This is a genomic window from Klenkia sesuvii (assembly GCF_037083825.1).
Lineage (GTDB): Bacteria > Actinomycetota > Actinomycetes > Mycobacteriales > Geodermatophilaceae > Klenkia > Klenkia sesuvii.
Map to the genome: position 1 here is coordinate 90,548 of NZ_JBAPLU010000001.1, position 17,226 is coordinate 107,773.

Consider the following 17,226-nt stretch of genomic DNA (forward strand, 5'->3'; position numbering starts at 1 on the left):
GGGGGTCTGTGGGTGTGGCAGGGCGTTCATCGGCTGGCCGCCACGAGGGCGCCCGCACCGCGGTCGAGCAGGTCGGCCGCGAGGTCGCGGCCCAACCGGGTGGCGTCGGTCACGGGTCCGGAGACCGAACCGCGCACGGCGTCGCCGCCGTCGAGCGCGGTGACCGACGCCCGCAGGTAGATCTCCGCCCCGCCGTCCTCGGCCTCGCCGATCTCGGCGTGCGCGGCGACGGGCGCGCTGCACCCGGCCTCCAGGGTGGCCAGGACGGTGCGCTCGGCCGCGACGCAGGCGCGGGCACCGGCGTCGTCGAGGGCCGCCAGCAGCGACCGGGTGACGTCGTCGTCGCTCCGGCACTCCACGGCCAGGGCACCCTGCGCGGGGGCGGGGAGCACCTGGAGCGGGTCGAGCACCTCGGTGACGGCGTCCAGCCGGCCGAGGCGGGCCAATCCTGCCCGGGCGAGGACCACCGCGTCCAGTTCGCCCGAGGTCACCTTGCCCATCCGGGTGTCGACGTTGCCCCGGATGGGGACCACCTCGAGGCCCAGGCCGAGGGCGCGCAGCTGGGCGACCCGGCGGGGGGCGCCGGTGCCGACGGTGGCCCCGGTGGGCAGTTCCCCCAGGGTCAAGCCGTCGCGGGCGACAAGGGCGTCGCGGGGGTCCTCCCGGGCGGGCACCGCGGCGATGACCAGTCCGGGCTCCTCGGCGGTGGGCAGGTCCTTGTAGCTGTGCACGGCGACGTCGACCCGGCCGTCGTGCAGCGCCTCGCGCAGCGCGCTGACGAACACCCCGGTGCCGCCGAGCTGGCTGATGGCGGCGGCGGACCGGTCGCCCTCGGTGGTGATGTGCACCAGCTCCACCGGTCGACCGCTGACCGCGGCGAGGGCGTCGGCGACGTGCCCGGACTGGGTCAGCGCGAGCTCGCTGCGCCGGGTGCCCAGCCGGATCGGGCCGGTCACGGGAGGTCCCGGTCGGTGAGCTGGTCCAGCGTCGTGGTCGAGGTGGTGACGGCGGCGTCGACGGTGACGGCGTCGGCCAGCTTGCCGGTGGTGTCGGCGTCCAGGCCCAGCCCGAACAGCGCGCGCAGCGCGTCGGCGTAGTCGGTGCCGCCCGGGGCGCTGGCCAGCTCCTTGACCCGCACGGTGGGCTCGTGCAGCAGCTTGTCGACCACCCGGCGGACGGTGCGGGCGATCTCGGACCGGGCCCGGGCGTCGAGGTCGGGCAACCGGGTGGACAGGCGCAGCAGCTCGGCGTCGACCACGTCGGCGGCCTGGCTGCGCAGCGCCGACACCGTGGGGGCGACGGCGGCGGCCTGCCGCTCGGCGCGCAGCAGCGAGGTCTCGAGCTCGACGAGGGCGTGCGCGGCGGCGATGTCGTCGGCGGCGACGGACCCGGCCACCGGCTGGCCGGGCCGGGCGGCCCGCTCGCCCTGCAGCATCGCCAGGTCGACCACGTGGACGCCCGGCAGGGTGCCGACCGCGGCGTCGACGTCGCGGGGCAGTGCCAGGTCGACCACCACCAGCGGGCGGTCCCGGCCGGCCATCGCGGTGCCGACGACGTCGGTGCCGATGACCGTCCCGGTGGCACCGGTGCAGGTGACGAGCACGTCGGCGGCGGCCACCTCGTCGGCCAGCCGGTCCAGGTCGGCGGCCCGGCCCCCGATCGACTCGGCCAGCCGGGCGGCGGTGGACGGCGTCCGGCTGGTGACGGTGACGGTGGCACCGCGGCGGGCGAGGGTGGTGGCGGCCAGCGCCCCCATCGACCCCGCGCCGACCACCAGCACCGGCCGGCCCGCCAGCTCGCCGACGCGGTCGGTGACGCGGTCGAGGGCGACCGAGACCAGCGAGGCGCCGGCCCGGTCGATGCCGGTCTCGCTGTGCACGCGCTTGCCCACCCGCAGCGCCCGCTGGGCGATGGGGTGCAGCTCGCGCCCGATCGCGCCCTCGGCCTGGGCCAGCGCGTAGGCCGCGCGCAGCTGGCCCAGCACCTGGGTCTCGCCGACCACCATGGAGTCCAGGCCCGCGGCCACGACGCACAGGTGACCGATGGCCTGGTCCTCGTAGTGCACGGTGACGTAGGGCGAGAGGTCCTCGACGCCGGTGCCGGCGTGCCGGGCCAGCACCCGGCTGACGTCGGCCACCCCGCCGTGGAACCGGTCGACCTCGGCGAAGATCTCGACCCGGTTGCAGGTCGCCAGGACCAGCGCCTCGGACACGTGCTCGCAGTCCAGCAGCTCGTGCAGGGTCTTGACGGTGTCGTCGCCGTTCATGGCGGCCTGCTCGAGCAGGGTCACCGGCGCGGTCTGGTGGCTGATGCCGACGGCGAGGAGGCTCATGGGAGGGCCACCTGCTCGCTCATCCGGTGGGGCACGACGTCCACACCCTTCTGCTGGTCCAGGAAGGCCAGCACCTGCAGTTCCACCGACAGGTCGACCTGCCGGACGTCGACCCCGGCGGGGACGGCGAGCGCCACGGGGGCGAAGTTCACGATGCTGCGCACCCCGGCGGCCACCAGCCGGTCGCACACCGACTGGGCCACGGTCGCCGGCGTCGTGACCACGGCGATGGTCACCCCGTGCGCGGCGACGACCTCCTCGAGGTCCTCGACCGGGCGGACGGCGGTGCCGCCGACGACGTCGCCCACGCGGGCGGGGTCGGCGTCCAGCAGCCCGACGAAGGTGAAGCCCCGGGTGCCGAAACCGGCGTAGCCGGCGAGCGCCGACCCCAGGTTGCCCATGCCGACGAGGACGCAGGAGCGGGCCTGCTCGACGCCGAGCGCACGGGCCAGCCGCTCGCGCAGGGCGGGGACGGCGTAGCCGACGCCCCGGACGCCGCACGGGCCGAGGTAGGAGAGGTCCTTGCGCAGCCCGGCGGGGTTGACCCCGGCGGCGGAGGCGAGCTCACCGCTGGACACCGACCCGCGACCGGCCTCGGCCAGGCCGGTGAGCACGCGCAGGTAGACCGCCAGCCGGGCCACCGTCGCCTCCGGGATGGCCCGGGTCCGCACCTCGGTCACGCGCCCTCCTCGCTGGTCCCGCCCACCCGGCTGCGGCCACCGCGGACGCACCGGTCGGGGTGGTCCACGGGCGTCTCCACTGCGGTGCGCGCGCACGCAGGGGGTGCCGCTGGCGTCGAGGGGGTGTCGGCCGGGTCTCGTCGGCCCGGCAACGCCACGGTAACCGCTTGTGAACGTCGGAACAAAGTCCCGTGGGGCATCCGTGCAGGTCACCGGCCCCCGATGTGTCCGACGCCACCGCTGCGGCGGGTGCTCAGCGGGCCGCGAGGTCCCGTCGGAGCCGGTCGACGTCGACGGTGAAGTAGCTGTGCTCGCGGCCGTCGAGCAGGACCACGGGCACCCGGTCGCCGTACTCGGCCTGCAGCTCGGGGTCGCCGTCCACGTCCACGGCGGTGACCGCGAGGCCGTGCTCGGCGGCCACGCGGGCCAGCGTCTCGGCCGCCACCTCGCAGAGGTGGCAGGACTGCCGGGTCAGCAGCTGCAGCGCAGGGGCGGGCTCAGCCACCCTGCACCCCGGCGTCGACGCCCTCGGCGTGCTGGGTCTCGGCGGCGATGCGGTCCAGGCCCAGCTCGCGCAGCCGGGCCCGGCTGACCTTGCCGGTCAGGGAGTGCGGGAGCGCGTCGACCAGGTGCACCGACCGCGGCACCTTGAACCGGGCCAGGGAGGTGCGGGCGTAGGCCCGCAGCGTCTCGCCGTCGACCTCGGCGCCGGGGGTGAGCACGACGAAGGCCCGCACCGACTCCCCGGTCCGCTCGTCGGGCACCCCGATGACCGCCGCCTCGGCGACCTCCGGGTGGCCCTCCAGCACGCGCTCGACCTCCAGCGGGTACACGTTGAACCCGCTGACCAGCACCAGGTCGCGGCGCCGGTCCACCAGGTGCAGGTCGCCCTGCGCGTCGCGGTAGGCGATGTCGCCGGTGAGCAGCCACCCCTCGGCGTCGGGCCCGTCGGCGCCGTCGGGCCAGTAGCCGCCGAACAGGTTGGGCCCGCGCACGCACACCTCGCCGGCGCTGTCGGGCGGGTCGTCGCCGAAGGGGTCGCCGAACACGTCCTCGCGCACCCGGCTGCCGGGGTCGGGGCCGGCCTCGGGGCCACCGGCGGTGTCCCGCAGCACCAGCTCGACGCCGGGCAGCGGGGCGCCGATGCAGGCCGGTTTGCCGCGTCCGGTGACCAGGGTGGTGGTCAGCACCGGCGCGGCCTCGGTCAGGCCGTAGCCCTCCCACACCGTCACCGCGGCGCGCTCCTTCATCGCCGTCCAGACGCGGGGGGCCAGCGGCGCGGAGCCCGAGCTCGCCGTGTGCACCGCGGCGAAGGCGCGGCGCAGCGCGGTGTCCGAGCCGGCGGCGTCGGCGGCGGCCAGCCAGGCCTGGTACATCGGCGGCGCGGCCGGGACGGCGGTGACGCCCTCGGCCGTCATCAGCTCCAGGGTGGCCACCGGGTCGAACGCGGGGACGACGACGCCGCACGACGCCGTGGCGGCCACCAGGCCCAGGCCGCCGTTGAGCCCGTAGACGTGGAAGAGCGGCAGGGCGAGCAGGACGACGTCGCCGGGGCGCACCGGGGCGGGGTCGACCGCGAGCACCTGCTGCTGGTTGGCCAGCAGCACGGCGTGGGTGAGCATCGCACCGCGCGGGCGGCCGGTGGTGCCGCTGGTGTAGGCCAGCAGGGCCAGCGCGTCGGGATCGTCGGGGTCGGCCGGGGGCTCGCCGTCGGCCGCCGGCGGGCCGACCTGCACGGGCACGCCGGCCAGCTCCTCGCGACCGGCGGCCACCACCAGCGCGCGGGCCCCGGAGTCGGTGAGCAGGTGGGTGAGCTCGGGGTCGGTGTAGGCGGTGTTCACCGGGACGACGACCAGCCCGGCCCGCATCGCGCCCACGACGGCGAGCACCCAGTCGATGCCGTTGGGCAGCTGCACGGCCACCCGGTCCCCCGCCGCGAGCCCGCGGGCGGCGTACCCGGCCGCGGCCCGCTCGACCGCCTCGTCGAGCTCCGTCCAGGTCAGCCGCCGGTCCCCCTCGACCAGTGCGGGGGCCGGGCCGTGGGTGCGCGCGGCGGCGCGGACGAGACCGTGGAACGTGCGGGCTGCGGGGGCCACTGCGGGTTCTCCTCCCTCGGCGGTCCCCCGGTCCGGGACCGCTCGCGTGGACGCGGAGGCCCGATGTTGTCACCATGGGGCCGACCTGCGCAGGTCAGGGCCCGGGTGGACGGGTCACGAGCGGTGCGCCGACGACGACGGGGGGACGTCCATGCCCCGCCAGGGTCGTGCCGCCGAGGACCTCGAGCGGGGGGCGGGTGCGGCCGGCGCCGGGGCCGACCCGGCCGAGGGCACCGCCGTCGTCGTCCCACGCCCCCGGCCGACACCACGCCCCCGGCCGACACCCCGGCCGCGCACGCCCGGACCCCGCCGGGCCGGCGGCGTCGAGGGCGCGCCAGCGACCCCGCCGGTGACCCCGCCACCGTCCCCGCGCCACCGCCCCGCCGAGCCCGATCCCACCGTGGAGCCCGACCCCGCCGCCGAGCCCGATCCCACCACGGGGTCCAGCCCCACGGCCGAGCCCGATGCCACCGCGGAGCTGCCGGCGCAGCCCGAGGGCGAGGAGCAGGTCGCGGTCTGGACGCTGGTCGAGCGCGCGCAGGCAGGTGAGGCCGAGGCGTTCGGCGAGCTGTACGACCGCTACGCCGACATGGTGTTCCGGTTCCTCTACCACCGGGTCGCCGACCGGCAGACGGCCGAGGACTTCACCAGCGAGACCTTCGTGCGCGCGCTGCGGCGCATCGACTCCCTCACGTTCCAGGGCCGCGACGTCGGCGCCTGGCTGGTGACCATCGCGCGCAACATCGTCCTCGACCACGTGAAGAGCAGCCGGTTCCGGCTGGAGGTGACCACCGCCGACATGCGCGACGCCGACCGGGCCACCGACGGCCCCGAGGACGCGGTGCTGCAGGGGTTGACCAACGCCGAGCTGATGGCGTGCGTGGCGCAGCTGGGCGACGAGCAGCGGGAGTGCATCGCGCTGCGGTTCCTCCAGGGGCTCTCGGTGTCGGAGACCGCGGCCGCCATGGGCAAGAAGGACGGCGCCGTGAAGGCGCTGCAGCACCGGGCCGTGAAGCGGCTGGCCACGCTGCTGCCGGAGGGGTTGCGGTGACCCGTCCGGGTGGGCGGGGAAGTTACCTGCCGGTACCCCGTATCGGTGGGACGGGCCCCTCGTTGTTCGCGCTGACACGACCCGCCGGGCCGGTCGGTGCGCACGCGGGACGGGGACGACGATGAGCGACAGGGAGGTCCGAGCAGAGCTCGAGGACGCGCTCGTCCGGCGGCTGCAGCGGCTCCCCCGCGACGCCCCCGACCTGGGCGCGGACGTGCGGGCCACCCAGCGCGCGCGGCTGGTGGCGATGGCCGCCGTCCGCGAGCCCGCGGTCCGCTCGCCGGAGCCGGCGCCCTCGTGGTGGCGCCGGGCGCTGGCTGCCCGGTCCGCCGACGTGGTGCCGCCGCGCTGGCGCACCCGGGTCACGGCGGGGCTGGTCGGCGCGGCGATGTCGGTGGGAGCCCTGTCGGGGTTGGTGGCGGTGGCCCAGGACGCCGAGCCCGGCGACCTCCTCTACGGCCTGAAGCGGGGCAGCGAGCAGACCCAGCTGGCGCTGGCCGCGGACACCGAACGGGGGTTGACCCTGCTGGGCTTCGCCACGACGCGCCTGCAGGAGCTGCAGGCGCTCACCGGGTCCGACGCAGGGGCCCAGCCGGTCGCCGCGGCGCCGGGCCGGTCGGTCGCCGCCGCCCCCGATGCCGGGACCGTCGTCGACGTGCTGGACACCATGGACGAGCAGACCACCGAGGGGACCTCGGCGCTGACGACGACGGCGGTGCCGGCGCGCGACACCGCCGCGCTGACCACCCTCGTCGGGTGGGCCCAGCAGCAACGGGCGGGGCTGGTGGGGCTCGACGTACCGGTCGGCGCCGAGCAGGCGGTGGCCGACTCGCTCGACCTCGTCGACCAGGTGGCCGCGCGGGGGGCTGGTCTACAGGCGTCGCTGGCCTGCTCCGACGGCGCAGCCGACGCCGGCCGCGACTCGCTGGGCCCGGTGCCCGGTGCGTGCCTGCCAGCCCCCTCCCCCGCGCCGACCGCGGCGCCCTCCACCGGTGCGCCGGCGACCCCCGCCCCGGGCAGCACGGCAGCGCCGGCCCCGACGACGGGCCCGGCGCCGGCGTCGACGAGCACCGCCGCGAGCACGCCGGCGGCGAGGCCGACCGGCGGCGGGGCCGCCACCACCGCACCGGGGGTGCCGGGGGTCCCCGGAGCACCCGGAGTGCCGACCGTGCCGCTGCCCACGTCGGCGCCGACCACGACCCCCGGGCCGCTGATCGAGGTCCCGCTCCCACTGCCGTCGACCACCATCTGCGTCGGCGGGCTGATCTGCGTGGGCGACTGACCCTCCACCGGGGCGTGGGCCTACGGTTCTCCCCGTGCCCGACGCCGTCCGCTCCCCGGGGACACCCACGTCCGGCGTCGTCCTGGTCACCGGCGCCGCCCGGGCCACCAGCATCGCGGCCGGCATCGTGCCGAGGTTGCGCGCGGACGGGTGGACGGTGGCGACCAGCGACCTGCACGACAGCGACCACGACGCCGACCTCGCCTCGGCGACGGCGCCGCAGGAGCTGCTGGACGCGGTGGTGGCCGCGCACGGGCCGGTGCGGGCGCTGGTGCTCAGCCATGCCCACTGCGTCGAGTCCGGGGTGCTGGACACGACGGCCGAGAGCTTCGACCGGCACGTGGCGGTCAACGCCCGGGCCACCCTCCTGCTGATCGCGGCGTTCGCGCGGCAGGTGCCCGACGGCGGCGGCGCGGTGGTGGCGCTGACCAGTGACCACACGACCGGCAACCTGCCGTACGGGTCGTCGAAGGGGGCGCTCGACCGGATCGTGGTGTCGGCGGCGCGGGAGCTGGGCCCGCGGGGCATCTCGGCGAACGTGCTGAATCCGGGGCCGGTGGACACCGGCTGGATGGACGACGAGCTGCGGGCGTCCTTGGTGCCGCACCACCCCCTGGGCCGGCTGGGCACGCCGACCGACATCGCCGGGGTCGTGTCGTTCCTGCTGTCGCCCGAGGGACGGTGGATCTCCGGTCAGCTCCTGCAGGCCGACGGCGGCTTCTCGGCGCGCTACTGACCGGGGCCGGTGGTCGCCCGGGCGCGCCGCCGGCCTGCCCGCCGCGCCGGGGTGGTCCGCGGCGCGCGGCCGTCCGCCGCTCAGAAGGGCGGTGGGTCCGCGGCCGGGTCGTGGGGTGGGGGTGCGAGGAGGTCGAGGACGCCGTCGGCGGCCGGTGGCCGGGTGCTGCGGGTGGTGCCGCCGGGGGTGGTGACGTGCAGGGTGCCGTCGGGGTCGAGGCGGAAGGCCCAGCCGGGGGCGTGGGTCTTGAGCAGGTGGTGGCGTCGGCAGAGCATGACCAGGTTGCGGACGCAGGTCTTCCCGCCGCGTGCGGGGTTGTGGTGGTCGTAGGGGACGACGTGGTCGGCGTCGGCGTGCAGGGCGGTCTGGCGGCAGCCGGGGAAGCGGCAGTGCCGGTCGCGGGCGCGCAGGTACCGGTACTGGGCGGCTGTGGGGCGGTAGGCGGTGGTGGCGGGTGGTGGTCCCAGCCCGGCGCCGGCCCGGGCGGCGGCTTCGAGCTCGTGCGGTGTGGCCACGGCCAGCAGTCGACGTCCGGGGCCGGTGACGGTGAACGTCAGGTGCCCGCCGACGGGGTGGGTGAGCCCGAGGGCGTCGATGCGGCGCAGCAGTTCGCGGACGGCAGCCGGGCTGATGGGCATCCTGTCGACGTCGGCGACCTGGGAGCCGCCGGCGGGCACACCTGTCCCCCGGAGCCGGTGGCCCGGTCTGCGCGAACCTGTCCCGGCAACGTCGGCCGGCTCCTCGGTGGCCAGGTCATCGGTGGCCATGTCCTCGGCGGCCCGGTCCTCGGCGGCCAGGTCCTCGGCGGCCAGGTCCTCGGCGGCCAGGTCCTCGGCGGCCAGGTCCTCGGCGGCCAGGTCCTCGGCGGCCAGGTCCTCGGCGGCCAGGTCCTCGGCGGCCAGGTCCTCGGCGGCCAGGTCCTGGGCGGCCATGTCCTGTGCGGCGGGTCCTTCGGTGTCGGCCTCGGCCTGGGCTCCCCCCGTCGTGGTCCCTTCGGGGACGGTGCCGTTGAGGTCTGCTGACTCGCTGGTGGAGATCAGGTCGTCGAGGTCGGGCAGCAGCAGGTCGGCGAGGTCGGCGTTGACCGTCACGTGGGTCACCGCCGGGTCCCGGGCCTCCCACGGGCGCATGATCAACGTCAGGACGACCGCGATGCGGATCTGGCCGATGGGTCGCTCGTCGCCATCGGCCTTCAGCGCCCTCGCGTAGGCGTTGACCTGGGCGCGGGCCAGTTCGAGGTCGGCGAGGTCGACGTGCAGCAGCCGCAGCTCACCCAACCCGTCACCGGTGCCCACCACCACCACGTCGGCACCGCGCTTGCTGATCTCCCGCCGCCGGTCAGCCGCCGCCGAATCGGCAGCGATGAGCGCGGCGACCAGCCGGTCGTGCAGCGCCGACGGGCCGCACCCGCGCTCGGCCCAGCCCACCCCGCAGGCGGCCAGGGCGGCGACGACCCCGTCCTCGACCGGGCCACCCCAGGAGGCGGCCTGGTGCTTGAGCGCCCGCACGATCGCCCGCGCCCGCGACTCATCGATGCGCCCATCGGCCAGCGCATGCCACACCCCGGGCAACTGCCGCACCAGCGTCAGGGCGTGGTCGACGTGATGGCGGGTCGCCGGCACCGAGGCGCCCAGCAGCACCGCCACCTCCTCGGGCAGGAAGTCATCGGCGGCCTGCGCTGCGGCCTCCTCCGCTGCCTCCTGGTCGAGCAGGTCGGGGACCTCGCCACCGCTGCCGGCACGTGCCGTGGGGAGGAAGGGCAGCGGCCGGCGGGCGCCCAGGGTGGCCTTGCGCTCGATCAACCCCAGCTCGTAGGCCGCCAGCGACGAGCGTTGCCGGTGCACCGACGCCAGCTCCGCATCCAGTTCCGCCCCGTCCAGCCCGGCGGCCACCGCCAGAGCGGTCAACCGCGGCACCCCACCCCTGGCCACCGGCGGGTCCACCGGCGGGGTCTCGAGCGGGTCCACCGGCGGGGCAGCGGGCACGGCAGCGGGCGCGGCGAAGCGGGGGGACACCTCCACCCAGAACCGCCGGCCCGTCGTCGTCATGCAGCCATTCGACCAGGAGGGTCTGACAGGAACGGGGCCAGAACAAGGGGTGTGAGCAGGAAATTCTCTGCTCTGGAATGCGCGCGGAGGGTGGGCGGGGCACCGGCGCCGGTGTGCCGGCCGGATGGGCCCGTGGCCCACCGCCCGGGGCCGGCCCCGCCCAGCGGTTAGGGTCGGGCACGCCGGGTCGGGGCCGGCGCGGCGTCGAGACGAGGGGGCCACGAGTGGTTCGAGTGCCGTTCCGCGGTCGCCGCGCGCGCACCCCGGGTGACCTGGAGGACGAGGAGACCCGCGCGCTCGTCGCAGGCGTCGCCTCGGCTGCCGCGGCCGAGGTGGACACGCCGCCCGCCGTCCAGCCCGACCACACCGCCGCCGCGTTCTTCGACTGCGACAACACGATGATGATGGGCGCGTCGCTGTTCTGGTTCGCCCGCGGCCTGGCCGCGCGCAAGTACTTCACCGGCCGCGACGTCGCCTCCTTCATCTGGCAGCAGGCGAAGTTCCGGGTGGCCGGCACGGAGTCCGCCGTGGACATGCACACCGTGCGGGACAACGCCCTGGCGTTCATCGCCGGCCGCTCGGTCGAGGAGATCTCCAGCGCTGGCGAGGAGATCTACGACGAGCTCATGGCCGACCGCATCTGGGCCGGCACCCGCGTCCTCGCCCAGCAGCACCTCGACGCCGGCCAGCGCGTCTGGCTCGTGACCGCCACCCCGATCGAGCTGGCGTCGGTCATCGCGCGCCGGCTGGGCCTCACCGGCGCCCTGGGCACCGTGTCGGAGATCGTCGACGGCAAGTACACCGGCCGCCTGGTCGGCGAGATGATGCACCACGAGGCGAAGGCGCAGGCCGTGCGGGCGCTGGCCGAGCGGGAGGGCTTGGACCTCACCCGCTGCACCGCCTACAGCGACTCGTCCAACGACCTGCCCATGCTGTCGCTGGTGGGCACCGCCGTCGCGGTCAACCCCGACGCCGAGCTCAAGGCCGTCGCCCGCTCGCGCGGTTGGCTGGTCAAGGACTTCCGCACCGGCCGCAAGGCCGCCCGCATCGGCGTCCCGACGCTGGGCGCCGCGGCCCTGGGCGGCGGCGCGGTGACCGGCCTGCTGGCCCTGCGCCGGCGCAACCGCTGGCCGTTCTGACCCGCCCCGACCCAGCGCGGGGTCAGCTGAAGACCGAGCGACGCTGCAGCAGCAGCTGGTAGAGCGACTGCTGGATGGTCTCGCGCACCTGGTCGGTGAGGTTGAAGACCAGCATCGGGTCGTCGGCCGCGGCCGGACCGTAGGACGCGGTCTCGATGGGCTCGCCGAAGGCGATGAACCACTTCGAGGGCAGCGGCACCGCACCGAGCGGACCCAGCAGCGGGAAGGTGGGCGTGATCGGCAGGTAGGGCAGCCCGAGGATGCGCGCCGCCGTCCGGGCGTTGCCGATCATCGGGTAGATCTCCTCGGCCCCCACGATCGCGCACGGCAGGATCGGTGCCCCGGTGCGCAGCGCGGCGGTGACGAACCCGCCCCGGCCGAACCGCTGCAGCGTGTAGCGCTCGCTGAACGGCTTGCCGATGCCCTTGAACCCCTCGGGGAAGACCCCGACCAGCTCGCCTTCGGTCAGCAGCCGCTCGGCGTCCTCGTTGCACGCCAGCGTCGCCCCCAGCTTGCGGGCCATCGCACCCACGAACGGGTACTGAAACACCAGGTCGGCACCCAGCAGGCGGAAGCGGCGGGCGGCCGGGTGCTCGTCGTGCAGCGCGACGGTGGTCATGAGCGCGTCGAGCGGCAGGGTGCCCGAGTGGTTGGCCACGACCAGGGCGCCCCCGACGTCGGGCACGTTCTCCAGGCCCTGCACCTCGACCCGGAACCACTTCTGGAACAGCGGGCGCAGCACCGGCATGAGCAGGTGGTCGGCCAGGTCGGGGTCGAAGCCGAACTCGTCGGTCTCGTACTCGCCGGTGAGCCGTCGGCGCAGGAAGTCCAACCCCCCGGCCAGCTGCGCCTCCCACCCGGGCGTGGGCGTGGCCGCCCCGCTCGGCTCGTCGGGCCCGTCGGGGTGCAGCCGGATGACCCGCGCCTCAGGCATCGCGCACCGCCCGCAGCCCGGTCACCCGCGGCTCCTCGGGCCGCGCCGTGACCGACCCCAACGCGCCGACCAGACCGGCCGCCCGGCCGGCGAGGGAGCCCGCCGTGGACAGCAGGGCACCGACGGCGCGGGGGTCGACGACCGGGACGACGGTGCGCCCGTAGTCGGCCAGCGCCTCGGCGGTGGTGTAGCGCGGCGTGTAGCCGAACTCCTCGCGCAGCACGCGGGTGTCCACGACCCGGCCGAAGTTCAGGAAGCGCAGCTGCTCGGGCGAGTAGTCGGTGATGCGCGCCTGCCGGGTCAACCGGCCCAGCGGCGCCATGGCCTGCTCAGGCAGCGGCAGCGGGACCCGGCCGAGGCGACGGATGGCCTGCGAGAGCAGCACCGTGCCCTGCGCGCCGACGTTGACCGTCCCGGTGAACTCGCCGGTGGTGGCCTTGGCCAGGACGGCGACCGCGTCGTCCTCGTGGAGGAGCTGGACGCGGGCGTCGAACCCCAGTGCCGTGGGGACGACGGGCAGGCGTAGGAAACCGGTGAGCAGGGAGTCGATGCGCGGGCCGATGAAGTTGGTGAAGCGCAGCACGGCGACGCCGACCTCGGGACGGCGGCGGGCGAAGGACCGGACGTAGCCCTCGATGTCGAGGCTGTCCTTGGCGAAGCCGCCACCGGGCACGCGGCGGGCCTGCATCGTCTCGGTGAACACGGCCGGGTCCCGGGGACTGGCCCCGTACACGGCGCTGGTGGACTTGAGCACCAACCGCCGCACGCTGGGCACCCGCTGGCAGGCCGCCAGCAGCTGCATCGTGCCGATGACGTTGAGCTCCTTCATCGACGTGCGGCCGCCGCTCCCCCCGGGGGTGGAGCTGATGTTCATGTGCACGACGGTGTCGACCCCGGCCGCGGCGATGACCTTGCTGATCAGCGGGTTGCGGATGTCGGCGCGCACGAACTCGGTACGACCGAGGCGACGCATCACCTCGGGGCGGGGGGGAACCGTGTCCACCCCCAGGACCCGCTCGACGGAGGGGTCCGCGGCGAGCTCGGCCGCCAGCGCACCGCCCAACCACCGGCTCACACCGGTGACGAGGACGACCGCGGGCGGCACGAGCGTCAGCTCACTTCTTGTTGCGACGCTGGACGCGCGTCTTCTTGAGCAGCTTGCGGTGCTTCTTCTTAGCCATCCGCTTGCGGCGCTTCTTGATGACCGAACCCATGGTGATGCTCCCGACTCGAGGTCGCGCAGGGCCGGGCCGCCGACCGGAGGTCAGGCCGGGCACCGCGCGAGGGTGTTCAGCTCGTGTGCGCCGGACCCCCGACAGCGGAGGCTCGACGCTCAGCGGTCGAGACTACCTGGTGGCCGGGCGGAGCGGCTCGCTCGCAGGGGCAGGAGCCGTGCGGGGCCGGCGGCCGGGGTCGTCCTCCCGGGGAGCCGCCGCCGGTGACCCGACGGCGGCGACCCCGTGCGGAGGGTGCTGCTGTGCTGTGCAGTTCACTGCTGGTGGAACAGGTGACGCGATGGAACGGCCGCGTCGCAGGGTCCCTGGCCGCGCGCAGCGTGGCCTGGGGCGCGAGGAGGTCCTTCCTCAGGCGATGTCGGTGTAGGCGTCGCGCAGGTAGTCCTGGACGGCGCGCTCGGGCACCCGGAAGGAGCGGCCGACGCGGACGGCGGAGAGCTCGCCGCCGTGCACCAGGCGGTACACGGTCATCTTGGAGACGCGCATCATCGCGGCGACCTCGGCGACGGTCAGGAAGGTGACGGCCGAGCGCTGCGGCTGGGGAGCCAGCTGCCGGTTGACGGGGGCGGCGGCCGGGTGCGGAGCGGGCACCGGGCGGGCGACCGACTGGGCCGACACGGGGCGGCCGACCGGGCGCGGGCCGGGCTGGGCGGGGCGGACCTGGTAGGCGCGCTGGGGCATGGTCATCGTCGTTCTCCTCCGCTGGGGCGCGCATCGAGGCCGTCGGCTTCCCCACCGGCGGTCGGGTCACGTGCGTGCTGGGAGAAACGTTAGGGGTCTGCTGGGACAGAAGCGATGGGTGAAACGAACAGGCGGACCGGTCCGTCCTGGTCACTTGTCGACACGACTGACAGTGGTCGCTTGTTCACCGGCCGTCTCTGACATGTCGACACGGCGACACGGCGTCACAACGCCGTCACATCTCCCCAACAGCGACGCCCCGGAGTTGTGCAGTCACGCAGCGTAAGAATTCCTAGAAAATCTCACCCGGTTCGACGACCGAGCTCCACCGAGCGGTCGTGCGCGGCCTCGATGGCCGCGATCAGGGCGGCCCGCACCCCGTGCCGCTCGAGCTCGCGGATCGCAGCGATGGTCGTGCCCCCCGGACTGGTGACCGCCTCGCGCAGCTGCACGGGGTGCTCCCCCGAGTCGCGCAGCATGGTCGCCGCGCCCAGCGCGGTCTGCACGATGAGGTCGGCGGCCAGCGCCCGGGGCAGCCCCAGCAGGATCCCGGCGTCGACCATGGCCTCGACCAGGTAGAAGAAGTAGGCCGGACCGCTGCCCGACAGCGCCGTCACGGCGTCCTGCTGCTTCTCGGGCACCCGGCGCACCTGCCCGACCGCCGACAGCAGCGCCTCGGCCTCGTCGAGGTGGGCGGGGGTGGCGTGCGCCCCCGCCGACAGCACGCTCATGCCCTCGTCGACCAGGGCCGGGGTGTTCGGCATGACGCGCACCACCGGCGTCCCGGCCGGCAGCGCGGCCTCCACACGCGCCGTGGGCACACCGGCCGCCACCGACACGACCAGGTGATCCGGGCCGACGTGCGGAGCCAGGTCGGCCAGCAGCGCATCGACGTCCTGGGGCTTGACCGCCACCAGGACCACCCGGCACGCCGCGGCCGCGGCGGCGAGGTCCAGCGACCGCACGCCGTACGTCCCGACCAGCTCCGCGGCGCGGTCGGCGCTGCGCTCGACGACCACGATGCCCGCGGCGGCACCCGGTCGGCGGGTCAGCCCCGAGAGCAGGGCCTCCCCGATCTTGCCGCCGCCGACGAGGGCCAGTCCGGTCAACTGCAGGTCAGGTGTGCTGGTCACGCGCAGACGCTAGCCGGGCACCCCGGGGGACGGGTCAGGTACCAGCGAGCAGACCGGCCGCCGGGACGACGACCAGCAGCGTGCCGGCGAACAGCAGCAGCACGAGCACACGCATCGGCAGCGCGCCCTGGCCGTGCCGGCCGCGCCACCACGACACCGACCCGACCATGCCCGCGATGGCCAGCGGCGCCGCCACCACCGCGACGTAGGGGAGCAGCTCCCACAGCACGGTGAACAGGTAGTAGACGCCCACCCCGACGGCCAGGGCCAGCACGAGCTCACCGACGAACCGGGCCCAGGCGAGTGCGGTCTGCCCCGTGGTGAGCGGTTCGTCGTCCTCCTCGGCCGGCAGCACGACCTTGGGGATCGGACCGGTGGAGGGCACCGGCGCCGCGCCGGACCGGGTGCCGACGGCGCCGCCCAGACCGGGCGTGCGGCCGGTGCGCAGCCCGGGGATCGCCGCGGTCGTGCCGCTCGGCTCGGGGGCGGCGGGCTGCTCGACGGTGGCCGGTTCGGGCTCGGGAGCCCGCCGCCGTCCGAAGCGCGAGCCCGACCCGGTCGCCCCCGTGGCCCCGCGCGGCGGCGGAGGTGCGGTGTCCTCGGTCCGCCGGCCGGCCACCCGGCGGTCGGCCACGCGGCGGTCGGTGTCCGGTCGTGCGGGGTCGCGCCGGGACGCGGTGTCCTCGGCCAACCGGGCGCCGGCCGGGCCCGCCCCGGCGCCCGCCCGGGCGTCCTTCTCGGCCTTCTCGGCGCGGGTCTCGTCGACGGTGCGCCGGCGGCGGGCGGGCTTGACCGGGCCCGTGGTGCCCGGCCGGGTGCCGGCCTCGGACTCCAGGCCGTGCTCCCGAAGGATCTCGGCCAGGGAGCGGACCGAGTGGTCAGCGTCGCTCATGCGCCCTCCAAGCCGTCCAACCGCCGCAGGATGATGCCCTCGCGGAGGGCCCATGGGCAGATTGCCACGGCGGGCACCGCGACGGCCCGCATCGCGGCCCGCGCCACGACCGCGCCCGCCGGCACCTGGTGCGCGCGGTCGACCGACACGCCGTTCAGCTCGGCCAGGGCGGAGGAGTCGATGCGGGACACGAACCCGACCAGTTGCTCCAAGCCGACCGCGCTCAGCTGCCGCGGCACCCGCAGGCCGGCCGAGTAGGGCGCGGCGCCGGTGAGCCGGGCGAGGGTGCGGAAGGTCTTGGACGTCGCCGCCACCAGGTCGGGTTCCCCGGCCGCGGCCAGTCGCCGGGCAGCGGGGGCCAGCAGCCGCGTGGCGTGCCCGTCGAGGGCGTCGAGGGCGTCGAGGTCGGGACGGCGACCGGCGTGCGCCTCGGGCAGGAACCGGCGGGTCATGCGCCCGGCGCCCAGCGGGACCGACAGCGCGACGTCGGGGTCCTCGTCGATGCCGGTGGCCAGCTCGAGCGAACCGCCACCGATGTCCAGGACCAGCAGCCGGCCAGCGCTCCACCCGAACCAGCGGCGCACCGCCAGGAAGGTCAACCGCGCCTCGTCCTCGCCGCTGAGCACCTGCAGCTCGACGCCGGTCGCCCGGGCGACCCGCTCGAGCACCTTGGCCCCGTTGGTGGCCTCCCGGATGGCCGAGGTGACGAAGGCCAGCAGCTCCTCGCACCCGGCCTCGGTGGCCACCTCGCGGGCCCGCCGCACCGCCGCCAGGAGGGCCTTCTCCCCCGCCTTGGACAGCTCGCCGTCCTCGCCCACGTGCTCGGCCAGCCGCAGGACCGACTTGTCGGAGAAGGCCGGGGTGGGGTGGGCGCCGCGGTGGGCGTCGACCACGAGCAGGTGCACGGTGTTCGAACCGACGTCGAGCACTCCCAGCCGCATGACCGCACAGTCTGCCGGGTGCCCGGCCGGCCGGGCACACGTGGTG

Annotated in this window: 17 protein-coding genes; 4 read left to right on the top strand and 13 right to left on the bottom strand. The window is 75.8% G+C overall.

The window, feature by feature from the left end:
* Positions 1 to 26: 26 nt before the first annotated feature.
* The 5 genes from hemC to TEK04_RS00455 form a co-directional block, all read right to left on the bottom strand.
* Positions 27 to 956 carry a hydroxymethylbilane synthase gene (gene hemC / locus TEK04_RS00435; protein ID WP_336402310.1) on the bottom strand — a complete coding sequence of 310 codons (930 nt, stop codon included), beginning with the start codon at positions 954 to 956 and terminating at the stop codon, positions 27 to 29.
* Positions 953 to 2,332 (bottom strand): glutamyl-tRNA reductase, encoded by a 1,380-nt coding sequence (locus tag TEK04_RS00440; protein WP_336402311.1) that lies wholly within the window; start codon positions 2,330 to 2,332, stop codon positions 953 to 955. Before TEK04_RS00440 ends, hemC begins: the two co-directional genes overlap by 4 nt.
* Positions 2,329 to 3,012 (bottom strand): redox-sensing transcriptional repressor Rex, encoded by a 684-nt coding sequence (locus TEK04_RS00445; protein WP_336402312.1) that lies wholly within the window; start codon positions 3,010 to 3,012, stop codon positions 2,329 to 2,331. Before TEK04_RS00445 ends, TEK04_RS00440 begins: the two co-directional genes overlap by 4 nt.
* A gap of 253 nt (positions 3,013 to 3,265) precedes the next feature.
* Positions 3,266 to 3,517: a glutaredoxin family protein gene (locus TEK04_RS00450; protein ID WP_336402313.1), complete on the bottom strand. Its 252-nt coding sequence runs from the start codon at positions 3,515 to 3,517 to the stop codon at positions 3,266 to 3,268.
* Entirely contained in the window at positions 3,510 to 5,108 is a 1,599-nt protein-coding gene (locus TEK04_RS00455; protein WP_336402314.1) for an AMP-binding protein, read from the bottom strand. Before TEK04_RS00455 ends, TEK04_RS00450 begins: the two co-directional genes overlap by 8 nt.
* Before the next feature lie 400 nt (positions 5,109 to 5,508).
* On the opposite strand from TEK04_RS00455, the gene TEK04_RS00460 reads away from it, so the two are divergent.
* The 3 genes from TEK04_RS00460 to TEK04_RS00470 all read left to right on the top strand — a co-directional run bounded on the left by TEK04_RS00460 (position 5,509) and on the right by TEK04_RS00470 (position 8,177).
* Positions 5,509 to 6,159, top strand: a complete 651-nt coding sequence (locus TEK04_RS00460) for a sigma-70 family RNA polymerase sigma factor (RefSeq protein ID WP_336402315.1) — start codon at positions 5,509 to 5,511, stop codon at positions 6,157 to 6,159.
* Between the two features lie 121 nt (positions 6,160 to 6,280).
* Complete coding sequence (locus TEK04_RS00465; RefSeq protein ID WP_336402316.1) at positions 6,281 to 7,441, top strand: DUF5667 domain-containing protein; 1,161 nt, start codon at positions 6,281 to 6,283, stop codon at positions 7,439 to 7,441.
* Between the two features lie 34 nt (positions 7,442 to 7,475).
* Positions 7,476 to 8,177, top strand: coding sequence for an SDR family oxidoreductase (locus TEK04_RS00470; RefSeq protein ID WP_336402317.1), 702 nt, complete (start codon positions 7,476 to 7,478; stop codon positions 8,175 to 8,177).
* Between the two features lie 80 nt (positions 8,178 to 8,257).
* Here TEK04_RS00470 and TEK04_RS00475 read toward each other — a convergent pair whose 3' ends face one another.
* A complete protein-coding gene (locus TEK04_RS00475; RefSeq protein ID WP_336402318.1) occupies positions 8,258 to 10,225 on the bottom strand; it encodes a hypothetical protein in 1,968 nt (655 codons plus the stop codon).
* Between the two features lie 233 nt (positions 10,226 to 10,458).
* Between TEK04_RS00475 and TEK04_RS00480 the strand changes: the two genes are divergently transcribed.
* Positions 10,459 to 11,364 (top strand): HAD family hydrolase, encoded by a 906-nt coding sequence (locus TEK04_RS00480; RefSeq protein ID WP_336402319.1) that lies wholly within the window; start codon positions 10,459 to 10,461, stop codon positions 11,362 to 11,364.
* A 22-nt stretch (positions 11,365 to 11,386) separates the two neighbouring features.
* On the opposite strand, the gene TEK04_RS00485 is transcribed toward TEK04_RS00480, so the two are convergent.
* The 7 genes from TEK04_RS00485 to TEK04_RS00515 form a co-directional block, all read right to left on the bottom strand.
* Positions 11,387 to 12,298, bottom strand: coding sequence for a lysophospholipid acyltransferase family protein (locus tag TEK04_RS00485; RefSeq protein WP_336402320.1), 912 nt, complete (start codon positions 12,296 to 12,298; stop codon positions 11,387 to 11,389).
* A complete protein-coding gene (locus TEK04_RS00490) occupies positions 12,291 to 13,403 on the bottom strand; it encodes an NAD-dependent epimerase/dehydratase family protein (protein WP_336402321.1) in 1,113 nt (370 codons plus the stop codon). The genes TEK04_RS00485 and TEK04_RS00490 overlap by 8 nt, the downstream gene beginning before the upstream one ends.
* 10 nt (positions 13,404 to 13,413) lie before the next feature.
* On the bottom strand, positions 13,414 to 13,575 hold the full coding sequence (locus TEK04_RS21310) for a 30S ribosomal protein bS22 (RefSeq protein ID WP_432277307.1): 162 nt from the start codon (positions 13,573 to 13,575) through the stop codon (positions 13,414 to 13,416).
* A gap of 306 nt (positions 13,576 to 13,881) precedes the next feature.
* Positions 13,882 to 14,220: a helix-turn-helix domain-containing protein gene (locus TEK04_RS00500; RefSeq protein WP_336402322.1), complete on the bottom strand. Its 339-nt coding sequence runs from the start codon at positions 14,218 to 14,220 to the stop codon at positions 13,882 to 13,884.
* Positions 14,221 to 14,516: 296 nt separating this feature from the next.
* Positions 14,517 to 15,347: a pyrroline-5-carboxylate reductase gene (gene proC / locus TEK04_RS00505; RefSeq protein WP_336402323.1), complete on the bottom strand. Its 831-nt coding sequence runs from the start codon at positions 15,345 to 15,347 to the stop codon at positions 14,517 to 14,519.
* A 34-nt stretch (positions 15,348 to 15,381) separates the two neighbouring features.
* Positions 15,382 to 16,239: a hypothetical protein gene (locus TEK04_RS00510; RefSeq protein WP_336402324.1), complete on the bottom strand. Its 858-nt coding sequence runs from the start codon at positions 16,237 to 16,239 to the stop codon at positions 15,382 to 15,384.
* Positions 16,236 to 17,180: a Ppx/GppA family phosphatase gene (locus TEK04_RS00515; RefSeq protein ID WP_336402325.1), complete on the bottom strand. Its 945-nt coding sequence runs from the start codon at positions 17,178 to 17,180 to the stop codon at positions 16,236 to 16,238. The genes TEK04_RS00510 and TEK04_RS00515 overlap by 4 nt, the downstream gene beginning before the upstream one ends.
* Positions 17,181 to 17,226 lie beyond the last annotated feature (46 nt).